Annotated in this window: 10 protein-coding genes; 5 read left to right on the top strand and 5 right to left on the bottom strand. The window is 73.3% G+C overall.

The window, feature by feature from the left end; genetic code table 11:
- The first annotated feature begins 676 nt into the window (after positions 1–676).
- Positions 677–1,864 carry a cytochrome P450 gene (locus ACFVHV_RS02860; RefSeq protein ID WP_380348458.1) on the top strand — a complete coding sequence of 396 codons (1,188 nt, stop codon included), beginning with the start codon at positions 677–679 and terminating at the stop codon, positions 1,862–1,864.
- A 125-nt stretch (positions 1,865–1,989) separates the two neighbouring features.
- Here the strand turns inward: ACFVHV_RS02860 and ACFVHV_RS02855 are convergent, their stop codons facing one another.
- Positions 1,990–2,697, bottom strand: a complete 708-nt coding sequence (locus ACFVHV_RS02855) for an N-acyl homoserine lactonase family protein (RefSeq protein WP_380348369.1) — start codon at positions 2,695–2,697, stop codon at positions 1,990–1,992.
- A 57-nt stretch (positions 2,698–2,754) separates the two neighbouring features.
- The gene (locus tag ACFVHV_RS02850) at positions 2,755–3,213 is read right to left on the bottom strand and encodes an Lrp/AsnC family transcriptional regulator (RefSeq protein WP_316524654.1); all 459 of its coding nucleotides are present in this window, start codon (positions 3,211–3,213) and stop codon (positions 2,755–2,757) included.
- Between the two features lie 247 nt (positions 3,214–3,460).
- Here ACFVHV_RS02850 and ACFVHV_RS02845 point away from each other — a divergent pair, with 247 nt between their 5' ends.
- The 3 genes from ACFVHV_RS02845 to ACFVHV_RS02835 all read left to right on the top strand — a co-directional run bounded on the left by ACFVHV_RS02845 (position 3,461) and on the right by ACFVHV_RS02835 (position 6,414).
- Positions 3,461–4,090, top strand: coding sequence for a LysE family translocator (locus ACFVHV_RS02845; protein WP_359900394.1), 630 nt, complete (start codon positions 3,461–3,463; stop codon positions 4,088–4,090).
- Between the two features lie 79 nt (positions 4,091–4,169).
- A complete protein-coding gene (locus tag ACFVHV_RS02840) occupies positions 4,170–5,681 on the top strand; it encodes a CoA transferase (RefSeq protein WP_380348367.1) in 1,512 nt (503 codons plus the stop codon).
- A 46-nt stretch (positions 5,682–5,727) separates the two neighbouring features.
- Positions 5,728–6,414, top strand: coding sequence for a DUF6461 domain-containing protein (locus ACFVHV_RS02835; RefSeq protein ID WP_380348365.1), 687 nt, complete (start codon positions 5,728–5,730; stop codon positions 6,412–6,414).
- On the opposite strand, the gene ACFVHV_RS02830 is transcribed toward ACFVHV_RS02835, so the two are convergent.
- Positions 6,356–7,144, bottom strand: a complete 789-nt coding sequence (locus ACFVHV_RS02830) for an HdeD family acid-resistance protein (protein WP_380348363.1) — start codon at positions 7,142–7,144, stop codon at positions 6,356–6,358. The genes ACFVHV_RS02835 and ACFVHV_RS02830 overlap by 59 nt on opposite strands.
- A gap of 226 nt (positions 7,145–7,370) precedes the next feature.
- Between ACFVHV_RS02830 and ACFVHV_RS02825 the strand changes: the two genes are divergently transcribed.
- Complete coding sequence (locus tag ACFVHV_RS02825; protein ID WP_359900401.1) at positions 7,371–9,194, top strand: NAD-binding protein; 1,824 nt, start codon at positions 7,371–7,373, stop codon at positions 9,192–9,194.
- Between the two features lie 124 nt (positions 9,195–9,318).
- On the opposite strand, the gene ACFVHV_RS02820 is transcribed toward ACFVHV_RS02825, so the two are convergent.
- The gene (locus ACFVHV_RS02820) at positions 9,319–10,104 is read right to left on the bottom strand and encodes an enoyl-CoA hydratase (protein WP_359900403.1); all 786 of its coding nucleotides are present in this window, start codon (positions 10,102–10,104) and stop codon (positions 9,319–9,321) included.
- A gap of 142 nt (positions 10,105–10,246) precedes the next feature.
- Entirely contained in the window at positions 10,247–12,961 is a 2,715-nt protein-coding gene (aceE, locus tag ACFVHV_RS02815) for a pyruvate dehydrogenase (acetyl-transferring), homodimeric type (RefSeq protein WP_380348361.1), read from the bottom strand.
- Positions 12,962–13,086 lie beyond the last annotated feature (125 nt).

Here is a 13,086-nt window from a genome sequence, read left to right as displayed (position 1 = left end):
CATCACTCGTACGACCATCGGGGCGGTTTGACAGCGCGCATTCCATACTCACTTAATGTGCAGCACCCAGTACGGTGCGTATCGGGACGACGTCGTTCAGAAGCAGGGAGGTCCGGCCTTGGAGACCCCGACGGATACCTCGGCGCCCATTGCCGACAGTGCCGAGTCCGCTGCCCCCACGGAGCCGACCGTCCCGCAGCAGGCGACGGCCCCGAGAGGGGCGGCTCCGACCGAGGCGGCTCCGACCGAGGCGGCTCCGGCCGAAGCCGAGGAACCCGCCGAGCCGACCGAAGCCGCCGAGCCGGCCGCAACCGCCGAACCTGCCGAATCCGCCGCACCCGCTGAGACGACCGAGTCTGCCGAGCGCGTTGAGCCAGCCGAACCTGCCGAGCGCGCCGAGGCCGCCGAGCAGAACGAGGCCGCCGAACCGGCCGAAGCCGCCGAACAGCCCGAGGCCGCTGCCCCCGGCGAACCCGCCGACCCCGCCGACCCCGCCGAGCGGACCGACTCGCCGGAGGCCGCCGACTCCGCCGACTCCGCCGACGGGTCCGCCCCCGCCGACTCGGCCGAGCCCTCCACTCCGCCCGGCTCCGCGGACGCGGCCGAGCCCCCGGCCCAGCCCGAGGCTCTTGCCGCGCCCGGGTCCACAGATCTCGCCGACGCCCGCTTCTGGCAGTTGCCGGCCCCCGCCCGTGCCGCCGCCTTCGCCGAGCTGCGCAGCCGCCCCGCCCCGGTGTTCTTCGGCGACCGCGCCTCCGGCCGGGGCTTCCACGCCCTGGTCCGCCACGCCGACGTGGTCGAGGCCAGCCGCACCCCCGCCGTCTTCCTCAGCGGTCCCGGCGTGACCACCCCCGTCCCGGCGCGCTGGGTCCGGCTGCTGTTCGGCGACTCGATGGTCAACCTGGACGATCCCCGTCACGCCCAGCTGCGCCGGATCGTCTCGCGGGCGTTCACCCCGCGGCTGCTCGACCGGGTCGAGGAGGACGTCCGGCGGATCAGCACCGAGCTGGTCGACCGGATCGAGCGGGAGCGGCCGGAGGACTTCGTGACCGCGGTCGCCGCCGAGCTCCCGTTCCAGGTGATCTGCACCATGATGGGCATCCCGGAGAGGTCGCGCCGCACCATCCTCGACCTGGTCAACCGCACCTCCGAGGACATCGGGGTGGCCCGACCGCTGCGCCGCCGCCTGCGGGTGCCCGGGCGCGGGCTGCGGGCGCTCGCCCGGATGCAGGGCATCGTCGCCGGGATCGGCCGCAGGCGCCGCCGCCGGCCGGAGGAGGACCTGATCTCCGCGCTGGTCACCGCCGACGTGGACGGCCGTCGGCTCACCGGGCGCGAGCTCGGCGCCTTCTTCAGCCTGCTGCTGGTCGCCGGGGTCGAGACCACCCGCAACGCGCTGGCCCACGGCCTGCACCTGCTGACCGTCCATCCCGAGCAGCGCGCCCTGCTGCTCGCCGACCTCGACGGGCTGCTCGGCGGCGCGGTGGACGAGATGGTCCGCCACTCCACGCCGATCATCCAGTTCAACCGGACCCTCGCCGTCGACCACGAACTGGGCGGATCCGGCGGGCCGCTGCTGCGCGCGGGCGAGAAGGTCGCGCTGTTCTACGGCTCGGCCAACCGCGACGAGGAGGTCTTCCCCGACCCGGACGCCTTCGACATCACGCGCACGCCCAACCCCCACCTCGGCTTCGGCGGCGGCGGTCCGCACTACTGCCTCGGCGCGCACCTGGCCCGGCAGGAGATGACGGCGCTGTTCCGCGAGCTGTTCACCCGCCTGCCCGAGGTGCGGTCGGTCGGCGAGCCGCAGCTCGTGCCGTCCAGCTTCGACCACCGGGTCCGCTCGCTGCGCTTCACCTTCTGAGCCCCGGGCGACCCCGACCCGTCCGTCAGGTCGGCCTGGACCTCCAGGCCGACCTGGACCTTCGGCTCGACCCGAATCCTCCGATCGATCCGACCCCCTGGGGCGGCCGGCGCTCCCGCACCCGGCTAGTCGGTCGCCTCCCAGACCGCGTGGTCGTGCGCGAACAGCACGCGGTGCGGCTCGTGCTCCGCCATCCGGTCGAGCCAGGCCCGGTACCCGGGCAGCGGTGCGGCCAGGCCCTCGCGCGCCGCCCGCCGGGCGAGCACCGCCTGCCCGTACTGGGAGGCGAAGTCGTACGCCTGCCCGGCCAGCAGGACCGGGCCGCCGCCCGGGCGGTCGATCAGCAGTGACTGGTGGCCCCCGGTGTGGCCGGGTGTGGGCAGCACCCGCACGCCCGGCCAGACCTCGGCCTCGCCGTCGAGCTCGCGGTACTCGGCGCCGGGGAAGTCGACCAGCGCGTCGATGGTGTACCCGCCGCGCCGGGCGGTGGCCAGCTCCTCCGCCTGGACCAGGACGGGGGTGCCGGCGAACAGCGGGTTGCCGCCGCAGTGGTCGAAGTGCAGGTGGCAGTTGACCACCAGGTCGATGTCGCCGACGGCGACCCCGGCCGCGGCGAGCGCCTCCGGCAGCGGGCGGCGGACCGGGCGGTAGTGCGCCTCGGTCTCCGGCTCGCCGCCACCGATCCCGGTGTCGAACAGCAGCAGCCCCTCCGGACGCCGGACCAGGTACGCGAGCACCGGCTCCACGCGCGGCTCCGGGCCGCCCGCCTCGGCGGCCGGCCGGACGAAGTACCCCAGGTCGAGACGGCGGATCACGCGCAATTCAGCCCCCATGTCGCGGTGCGTCGCTCTGCCCCGTACGGACGGTCGCACGGGCCCCCGGTTCGCACCCTACCCGCCGACCGGCAGCCCCCGGTCGGCCTTCACCTGCTTCATCGTCAGGTGCGAGTTGACCTGCGCGATGCCCGGCAGGCCGGAGAGCACGTCGGTGATGAAGCGTTCGTACGCGGCGATGTCGGCCACGGCGATCCGCAGCAGGTAGTCGGGCTCGCCGAACAGCCGGTGGGCCTCCACCACCTCCGGCAGTTCGGCCACCCGGCGTTCGAACTCGGCGACCGTCACCTGGTCCTCGTGACGCATGGTGATCGTCACGAAGGGCTGGAATCCGCGCCCGACCGCCGCGCCGTCCAGCACCGCCCGGTAGCCGCGGATCACGCCGTCCTGCTCCAGTTGGCGCACTCTGCGCAGGCAGGGGGAGGGGGTGAGGTCCACCCGGGAGGCCAGCTCGGTGTTGGTCAGGCGCCCGTCCTGCTGGAGCTCGCGGAGGATTCTGCGGTCGATTCGGTCCATGGCGCAACATTCTGCCAAAACGCGGCTCCGACCAGCGGGAAGTCGCCATCGCGTGCCAGCCCCGTCCGGCTACCTTCAGTGACCGCACCGGCCGCCGGGCCTTCCCGGCCTACTTCCGGCGCACTCCGGCCGACTGCCGGGAGGCCTCCGGTCGATCGCCGGAACAACCCCGGTCGATCGCCGGGGCACCTCCCGGCCGACCCGCCGGGCCCACACCGCGACGAGCACGACAGGCCACGCCACGCCCATGGACACCCACGCCCTCCTCCTCTTCCTCGGAGTCGACCTGCTGCTGGTCTGCACCCCGGGCCCCGACTGGCTCTACATCGCCGCCCGAGGCCTCGGCCAGGGACGCCGCGCCGCGCTGATCGCGGTCGGCGGGGTCTGCGCCGGGTACGCCGTCCACACCCTGCTCTCCAGCGCCGGCCTGGCCGCCGCGCTGCGCGCCGTCCCGGCCGCCCTGCCGGTGTTGCGCCTCACCGGCGCCGCCTACCTGCTGGTGCTGGCCGTCATGATGCTGCTGGCGCTGCGCAAGGGCGGGGGCGCCGCCGCCCTGGCCGCGCCCAAGCCGCAGCCCACCGCGACGGTGCTGCGCCAGAGCATGCTGACCGCGCTGCTCAACCCCAAGGGCCTGCTGCTCTACCTCTCCCTGGTGCCGCAGTTCGTCGATCCGGGCGCCGCACTGCCGGTCGGCGGGCAGGTGCTCGCGCTCGGCTCGCTCAACGTGCTGGCCTGCGCGGTGGTGTACGGGCTGGTCGCGCACGCCAGTGGACGGCTCGGCGGCCGGTTCGGCGGCACCCCGCAGGCGGCCCGCCGGATGACCGTGGTCTCGGCGGTCCTGCTGATGTTGGTGGCGGGCGTCACGGCGACCGCCTGAAAACCGGAGCACAATGCGGGGCATGACCGATCGTCCGCTGCCAACAGGAACCACCGGACCCACTGGACCCACTGGAACCATGGGATCCACCAGACCCACGGAACCCACAGGGCCCACGGAACCCACGGGAACCACCGGAACCCCCGGTGCCGTCGACGGCCCCACGGCCCATGCCTGGGAGGCTCTCGGCGGACCGCCCGAACTGCTGGAACGGGTGACCTTCCACGGGCCGGACGACGTCCTGCCCTCCGGTCTGCCGGTGCGCCGGCTCGCCCGTGCGACCGTGGCGGTCTGCTCGCTGGCCGCCGCCGAGCTCGCCGCCCACCGCGGCGGCGCGGCGGTCCCGGCCGTCCCCGCGGTCCGGGTCGACCAGGGCGCGGTCGCCACCGCCTTCGTCAGCGAGCGGCATCTCACGGTCGACGGCCGTACGCCCGTCACCTTCGCCCCGCATTCCGGCTTCTGGCGCACCGCCGACGGCTGGGTGCGCACCCACGCCAACTACCCGCACCACCGCACCCGGCTGCTCTCCGCGCTCGGCCTCGCCGCCGATGCCGGGCCCGAGCAACTCGCCGAGACGCTCGGCGGACTGCCGGCCGAGCGGATCCAGGAGCGCGCGTACGAGGCGGGAGCGCTCGCGGTTGCCGTCGCGCCAGTGAGCCCGACCGTGCACCCCCTCGTGGAGCACCGGGACATCGGTGCCGCTGCCAGGACCGCGCCGGTCCGTCCGCTCGGCGAGGCCCCCGTGGACCGGCCCGCCGCCGGGGTTCGGGTCCTCGACCTCACCCGGGTGATCGCCGGGCCGGTCGCCACCCGCACCCTCGCCCTGCTCGGTGCCGACGTCCTGCGCGTCGACTCGCCCCGCCTGCCGGAGGCCGACGACGCCCACGCCGACACCGGCTTCGGCAAGCGCTCAACCAGGCTCGACCTCGCCGTGCCGGCCGACCGTGAGGTCTTCGAGGAGCTGCTCGCCACCGCCGACGTCGTCGTCACGGCCTACCGCCCCGGCGCCCTCGACGCCCACGGCCTCGGCCCCGACGCGCTGTTCGCCCGCCGCCCGGACCTGATCCTCGTCCAGCTCTGCGCCTGGGGCTGGACCGGCCCCTGGGCCGGACGGCGCGGCTTCGACAGCCTGGTCCAGGCGGGCGTCGGCATTGCCGCCCACGAGTCCGCCGCCGCTTCCGCTTCCGCCGCCGCCTCGGACTCAGCATCCGGCTCCGGCTCGGGGCACGAGGCCACCCCCGGCGGCCGTCCCGGCGTGCTGCCCGCCCAGGCCCTCGACCACGGCACCGGCTACCTCATCGCCGCCGCCGTCCTGCGCGCCCTCACCGACCAGCGCACCCGCCGCCCCGGCGGCCGCCACCTGCGCTTCTCCCTCGCCGGCACGGCCTCCTGGCTGCTGCACGGCATCGAACCGGAAACCCCGCAGGGGGCCTCGCCCGAGCCGTACGACCCCTCCCGCTGGCTGGTCGAGACCGACTCCGCGTACGGGCGGCTGCGCCACGCCCTGCCGCCGATCGGGTACGAGGGGGCGCCCGCCGACTGGTCGCGCCCGCCGGGGCGCTGGGGGACGGACGAACCGGTCTGGCTCTGACGGCCCCGGGCGAGCGCTGTCCGAGGCGTCTGACAGCATCGCCGTCATGACCGCACACGCCACCGACTACACCTGGTTCGAGGACCGCTACCCCGACCTGGGCGAGGCCTACTGCCTCACCCAGGTCCAGGGCCTCGCGGCCGACGAGCTGCTGCGCCGCTTCGACGCGCTGCCGGCGAGCGACGCCGTCGGCCTGACGGCGGTTATGGCCCGCTGGGACGCCTACCAGGACGGAGCGGACGAGGACGACGAGGAGGAGTACGAGGAGGAAGAGGAAGGAGCCGGCGGGGACGAGGGGGACGGGGCGCTGTTCGACCCTGCCGAGGACCGGCTGCTCGTCGCGGTCACCGAACTCGACGGCTGGGCCCTCGCGATCGAGCCGAACGGCTACCTCGGCACCCTGGACACGGTGATCCCGCGGCTCGGCGAGGGCACCCGGCTGGTCTCGCACTTCCGCAACGTCAACGCCGTGGACCACTTCCACTGGTGGGAACACGGCGTCCGGCGGCTGCACTTCGAGCCGCTCTTCCCCGGCCAGCGGGACGGCTCGGACGCCGAAGCCCGCGGCATCCCCGAGTTGCTGACCGCCTGTGGTTTCGACCTGGAGACGGAGGAGTACGCGCAGCACACCGAGGCCGCGTTCGCACTCGCCGAGCGGCTGACCGACGTCCGGCTCACCCCGGAGCGACTGGACGCCGCCACCTTCCGGATCGGCTACGCCCCGCGCCCGTGACGCCTCGCGCCCGCGACACCCCGTGCCCATGACGGGCCCCGCCCGTGCCGCGCCCGTGCCGCGCCCGCGCCCCCGCCCAGCCGTGGGGGCGGGCCCCCGCCGGGCACCGGCCCAACGCCCCCGCCGGAGGTGAGACCCCCCCGGGGGTAATCTTGGGCCCGCCCCGGGCCAGGGTAGCCCGCACGATCTCGACCAGGCCCAGGATCACCAGCCAGCAACCGGCCAGTACGGCCAGCGCGGTGATCGACCCGACCGGCCACACCATCAGCAGTACGCCGGCCAGGGTGTTGGCCGCGCCCGCGAAGGCCTGCCAGCCGCGGGCGGGCATCAGCGGGTCGGAGATCGCGGCGGCGAGCTGGGTGATGCCGCGGAACAGCCAGCCGATCCCGATCCAGATCGCGAGCAGCAGCAGCGACTGCGCCGCGCTGCGGAAGCAGAGCAGGCCCAGCAGGACGCAGATCGCACCGCTGATGAAGGCCAGCACCCGCAGCGCCGCGGTGGAGTGGGTGCCGAACGCGGCGATCAGCTGCACGATGCCGATCACCAGCAGGTAGAGGCCGAACAGCACGCCCACCACCAGGAGCGTCTCCTCGGGCCAGGCGAAGACCACGATCCCGAGGGCGAGCGAGGCGAGTCCGGCGACCAGCAGGACCTGCCAGGCGGCCTTGGCGAGCAGTCCGAGCGGGCCCTGGACCGGGCTGCCGTCGGGGGTGATGATCGGAGGGGCCACGGTGGCGTACTCCTCGGGCTGACGCCGGGCGACGGGTGACCGGGTCCTGCCTGGTCGTGTGACGCAGGACGGGTGAGGTCGGATCGGCCGGCTGACGGGCAGGGAACGAACCCCAGCATCTCCGCGCCACGGCCGGACCGCGCGTCGGATACGGCCGTTCGGGGGATCCGTCGCGGTCGCCGGAACGTCACCCTCCGGACACTTCCCGTCGATATCATCCGGCGGTATGACTTCTGAAGGGTGGGGGACCCCTCCGGTCGAGCCGATCAGCCAGCACTACATCGTCTGCGGGGGCAATGCGCTGGCCCATCGCCTGATCCTGGAACTCGTCGAGCACTACGAGGTCCCGGTCGTCGTCCTGGTCGCCGACCGGACCCGCGACCACGCGCCGCAGATCGAGCAGCTGTCCGGCGTCGCGGCGGTCGTGGAGTACGCCGGCATCACCGAGGAGGCGCTGCGCGCGGTGTCCATCGGTACCGCGCGCGGTCTCGCCCTGGTCGAGGGGAGCGACCAGGAGAACATCCACGCCGCGCTCAGCGCCCAGAACCACAACCCGGACATCCGCATCGTTTTCCGGATGTTCAACCAACGGCTCGGCGAGAACATCGAACGGCTGCTCAAGAACGGTGCCGCGCTCTCCGGTTCCGCCACCGCCGCCCCGGCCTTCGCCTCCGCGGCGCTCGGACGGCCCAACTCGGTGGAGATCGAGGGGCGTTACCTGCACATCGCGTTCGACGACGACATCACCTCCGACCGGATCTGCGTGGTCGCCGACCAGATCGACCGGCAGGACCTCGGCAGGATCCGGCTGCTGCCCGAGCAGCAGGGCGACTCGGCCGAATTCGTCCGGCTCGCCAGCGAGTTCGGCGACGACGGGCCGATCCGACCCGGAGGCGTTCGGCGCGAACCGGCGCCCGCGGCCGACCCCGATCAGGAGGAGGAGCCGGGCGGCAGGGCGGCGCTCCAGGTGCTGCGGATCGAACCCCGGGAGCCGATCGACTGGAAGCGACGGCTGCGCTGGCGGCTGCTCGACACCATGCGCTTCTTCACCAGCGCCCGGATGCGGCTGGTGCTGCTCACCGCCCTCGCGGCGGTGCTGCTGGCCTTCGGGGTGCTCTGGTACCTCAACCGGAACTTCGGCTGGACCGTCTACATCGCGCTGCTCGACCTGGCCGGCGCGGCCCAGCCGGACCAGCTCTCCGACATCTCCTCCGGGACGGGCACCGGCGGGTTCTGGCAGCGGGTCGCACAGGTGGTGATCACCATCTGCGGGATCACCTTCGCGCCGGTGGCCACCGCGATCGCGGTGGAGGTCCTGGGCTCCGGGCGGCGCGGGCAGCCGCGCAACCCCGGGGCGGGCACCCGGGACCACGTGATCGTCGTCGGCCTCGGCAACGTCGGAACCCGCGTCGCGATCCAACTGCACGACATGGGCGTGCCGGTGGTCTGCATGGAGCGGGACCCGCAGGCCCGCGGCATCGCCGCCGTCCGGGCGCTGGGGATTCCGGTGGTGATGGGCGACGGTCCGTTCGAGCAGCAGCTGCGCCGGGCCCGGCTGAAGCACAGCCGGGCGCTGGTCGCCGTCAGCGGGGACGACGCCACCAACCTGGAGGCGGCCCTGGAGGCGCGCCACGGCAATCCCGACGTCCGGGTGGTGGTGCGGCTGTTCGAGGACGACTTCGCCAGTCACTTCTACAAGACGCTGGACAACGCGGCCTCCCGGTCGGTGTCCTACCTGGCCGCGCCCGCCTTCGCGGCGGCGCTGATGGGGCGCGAGGTGCGCGGGACGCTGTCGGTGCTCCGGCACGTGCTGCTGATCGCCGAGCTGAAGGTGGAGGATGGCAGCGGGCTGATCGGGCTGAACCGGCACGACCTGGAGGACCCGGGCGGCGTCCGGGTGATCGCCGTGCGCTTCGCCCACGGCGGGCAGCTGCTGTGGAACTTCCCGGACCGCACCCGGCAGCTCGCCCCGGGCGACGAGATCGTGGTCGCCGCCACCCGCAGTGGGCTCGCCCGGCTGAACACGGTGGCGGTGGAGGAGGACGGATGACAGTCGACGGATGACAGCCGACGGCTTTCAGTTGACAGAGTTCAGCGGACAGATTTCAGATGATGAAATCTGTCCGCTGTCCGCCGTCCGCGGCCTGTTGTCGCCTGCCGGACGTACTCCGTTGTCAGCGGTTCTGGAACTCCGGCGGGCGCTTCTCGGCGAAGGCCGCCATGCCCTCCTTCTGGTCCGCCGTGGCGAAGGCCGCGTGGAAGAGCCGGCGCTCGAAGCGCACGCCCTCGGCGAGCGTCGTCTCGAAGGCGCGGTTGACGCTCTCCTTCATCATGATCGCGGCCGGGGTGGACATCGCCGCGATCGTCTCGGCGGTGGCGAGCGCCTCGGCGAGCAGCTGGTCCGCCGGGACGATCCGGGAGACCAGTCCGGCCCGCTCGGCCTCCTCGGCGCCCATCATCCGCCCGGTCAGGCACAGCTCCATGGCCTTCGCCTTGCCGACCGCCCGGGTCAGCCGCTGCGAGCCGCCGATGCCGGGGATCACCCCGAGCTTGATCTCCGGCTGTCCGAACTTCGCGGTGTCCGCCGCCAGCAGGATGTCGCACAGCATCGCCAGCTCGCAGCCGCCGCCCAGTGCGAACCCGGCCACCGCCGCGACCACCGGCTTGCGCACGGCGCCGAGCCGGTCCCACGGGCCCAGCCAGTCGTCCAGGTAGACGTCCGGGAACCGGTTGCCCTGCATCTCCTTGATGTCGGCGCCGGCCGCGAAGGCCTTCTCCGAGCCGGTGATCACCAGACAGCCGATCTCCGGGTCCCGGTCGAAAGCGGTCGCGGCGGCGACCACCTCGTTCATGAGCCGGGTGTTCAGCGCGTTGAGCGCCTTGGGCCGGTTGAGCGTGATCAGCCCCACCCGGCCCTTGCGCTCGACCAGGATCGTCTCGTAGGTCTCGGTCTCGGTCATCGCCGTCGACTCCCATTTCCGCTGCTCGGCGCCCGTGGGCGCGCCCTGACCACCCAACGATCTACGACGCGCCCCGCCTCGCGCCAGTCTTGGTATGCGAGACGCCGGTCACCAGGCGGTGGAGCGGGCGGACACCGAGCCGTCAGAAGCGGACGCCGTAACGTTTCGCCGCCCGCCGTACGGTCTCCGCCTCGACCTCGCCCCGGCGGGCCAGTGCGGCCAGTGCCGCGACCGTCACCGACTCGGCGTCCACCCCGAAGTGTCGCCGCGCCGCCGTACGGCTGTCCGAGAGGCCGAAGCCGTCGGTGCCCAGCGAGGTCCAGTCCTGTTCCACCCAGGGGCTGATCTGGTCCGGCACCGCGCGCATCCAGTCGCTGACCGCCAGCACCGGCCCGGGTGCCCCGGCCAGCGCCCGGGTCACATAGGGGACGCGGGCCGCCCCGTCGGTGCCGGCCGCCGCCCGCGCCAGGTCGGCCGCGTCGCACTCCAGCGCCTCGCGGCGCAGTTCCGTCCAGGAGGGGGCGGACCAGACGTCGGCCGCCACGCCCCACTCCTCGCCGAGCAGCCGCTGCGCCGCCAGCGCCCAGCGCACGGCGGTGCCGGAGGCGAGCAGTTGGAGTCGCGGCGGGTCGGCGGGCAGGCCGGGGGACAGGGCAGCGGCGTCCGCAGTGCGGTAGCGGTAGAGGCCGTGCAGGATGCCGTCCGCGACCTCCTCGCCGGCCGGGAGCGCGGGCTGCCGGAGCGGCTCGTTGTAGACGGTGAGGTAGTAGAACACGTCCTCACCATGGGGGTGTTGCGCGCTGCTGCCGTACATCCGGCGCAGGCCCTCGCGGACGATCACGGCCACCTCGTAGCCGAACGCCGGGTCGTAGCAGAGCGCGGCCGGGTTGGTGGAGGCGATCAACTGGGAGTGTCCGTCGGCGTGTTGCAGTCCTTCGCCGGTCATGGTGGTGCGTCCGGCGGTGGCGCCGATCAGGAAGCCGCGGCCCAACTGGTCGGCCAGCGCCCACATCTGGTCGGCGGTGCGCTGCCAGCCGAACATCGAGTAGAAGATGTAGAACGGGACGACCGGCTCGCCGTGGGTCGCGTACGCGGTGGCGGCGGCGGTCAGTGAGGCCATCGAACCGGCCTCGGTGATGCCTTCGTTGAGGATCTGGCCGGTCGCCGACTCCTTGTAGTGGAGCAGCTGGTCGCGGTCGACCGGGTCGTAGGTCTGCCCGAGCGGGGAGTAGATCCCGGCGGTCGGGAAGAGCGACTCCATGCCGAAGGTGCGTGCCTCGTCGGGGACGATCGGTACCCACCGGTGGCCGGTCGCCTCGTCCCGCATCAGGTCCTTGACCAGACGGACGAAGGCCATGGTGGTGGCGATCTCCTGGCCGCCGGAGCCCTTGAACAGCGTTTCGAAGGGCTTCGCGGGCGGGGTGGGCAGCGGGGCGAAGCGCACCCGGCGGGCGGGCGCCGGTCCGCCCAGTGCGGCGCGGCGCTCGCGCAGGTAGCGGGCCTCCGGCGAGTCCGGTCCGGGATGGGCGTACGGGGGAAGTTCGCCGGCCAACGCTCTGTCCGGGATCGGGAGTTCGAGCAGGTCGCGCATGGCCCGGAACTCCGCGCCGGAGAGCTTCTTCATCTGGTGGTTGGCGTTGCGGGACTCGAAGCCGGGGCCGAGTGTCCAGCCCTTGACGGTCTGCACCAGCACCACCGTGGGCGCGCCCCGGTGCTCCAGTGCCGCGCGGTAGGCCGCGTACACCTTGCGCGGCTCGTGGCCGCCCCGGGAGGTGGCGACGGTCTCGATCAGCCGCCGGTCGTCCAGGGTGTCGGCGAGCAGCCGCAGTTCGGGCGAGCCGTGGAAGAGGTGCTCGCGGACGTACCCGGCGTCCGAGGCGGCATAGGTCTGGAACTGTCCGTCCGGCACCTCGCCCAGTCGGCGGACCAGCGCGCCCGTGGTGTCGCGGGCCAGCAACTCGTCCCAGGCCTCGCCCCACAGCGACTTGACCACGTTCCAGCCGGCCGCCCGGAACCGGCGCTCCAGCTCCTGCACGATCTTGCCGTTGCCGCGCACCGGCCCGTCCAGGCGCTGCAGGTTGCAGTTGACCACGAAGGTGAGGTTGTCCAGGTTCTCCCGGGCGGCCAGCGCGAGCGCGGCGGTGGACTCGGGTTCGTCCATCTCGCCGTCGCCGAGGAAGGCCCACACGTGCGAGCCGGAGGTGTCCTTGATCCCGCGTGCGCCCAAGTACCGGTTGAACCGGGCCTGGTGGATCGCCGAGAGCGGCCCGAGGCCCATCGAGACGGTCGGGAACTCCCAGAACCAGGGCAGCCTGCGCGGGTGCGGGTAGGAGGGCAGGCCGTCGCCGGTGGCCTCCTGGCGGAAGCGGTCCAGCTGGGCCTCGGAGATCCGGCCCTCCAGGAACGCGCGGGCGTAGACGCCGGGGGCGGCGTGGCCCTGGACGTACAGCTGGTCGCCGGAGCCGTCGGCCTCCTTGCCGCGGAAGAAGTGCTGGAAGCCGACCTCGTACAGCCAGGCGGCGGAGGCGTAGGTGGCCATGTGCCCGCCCAGGCCACCGCGGTGGTTGCCCCTGGTCACCATGGCGGCGGCGTTCCAGCGGTTCCAGGCGGTGATCCGGCGCTCCATCTCCTCGTCGCCGGGGAACTCCGGTTCGGCGGCGGTGGGGATGGTGTTGACGTACGGGGTGTCCAGCAGCGGAGGGACGTCGAGCCGCTGCAGTTCGGCGTGCTCGACGAGGCGGCGCAGCAGGTGGGCGGCGCGGTTCGGGCCGCCGAAGTCGCGGGCGGCGTCGAGGGACGCGCGCCACTCCGCGATCTCCTCGGGGTCTTGGTCGGGAAGCTGGTCGAGCTGGGACACGGGTGGTTCCCCTTCGTCGGTGCGCTTCAGAGGTTCATATTCCGGGATGCGGAATAGTATTCCTCTCCATGGAACTACTTGGACCGTAGAGAGCGGGAGGGTGGCGCGTCAATCGCTACTGGCGG

Source organism: Kitasatospora sp. NPDC127116, assembly GCF_042677365.1.
In the GTDB taxonomy this organism is placed as follows: Bacteria; Actinomycetota; Actinomycetes; order Streptomycetales; family Streptomycetaceae; genus Kitasatospora; species Kitasatospora lactacystinica.
Note: the sequence above shows the minus strand (reverse complement) of the source record. Positions and strands in the feature narration are given on the sequence as shown.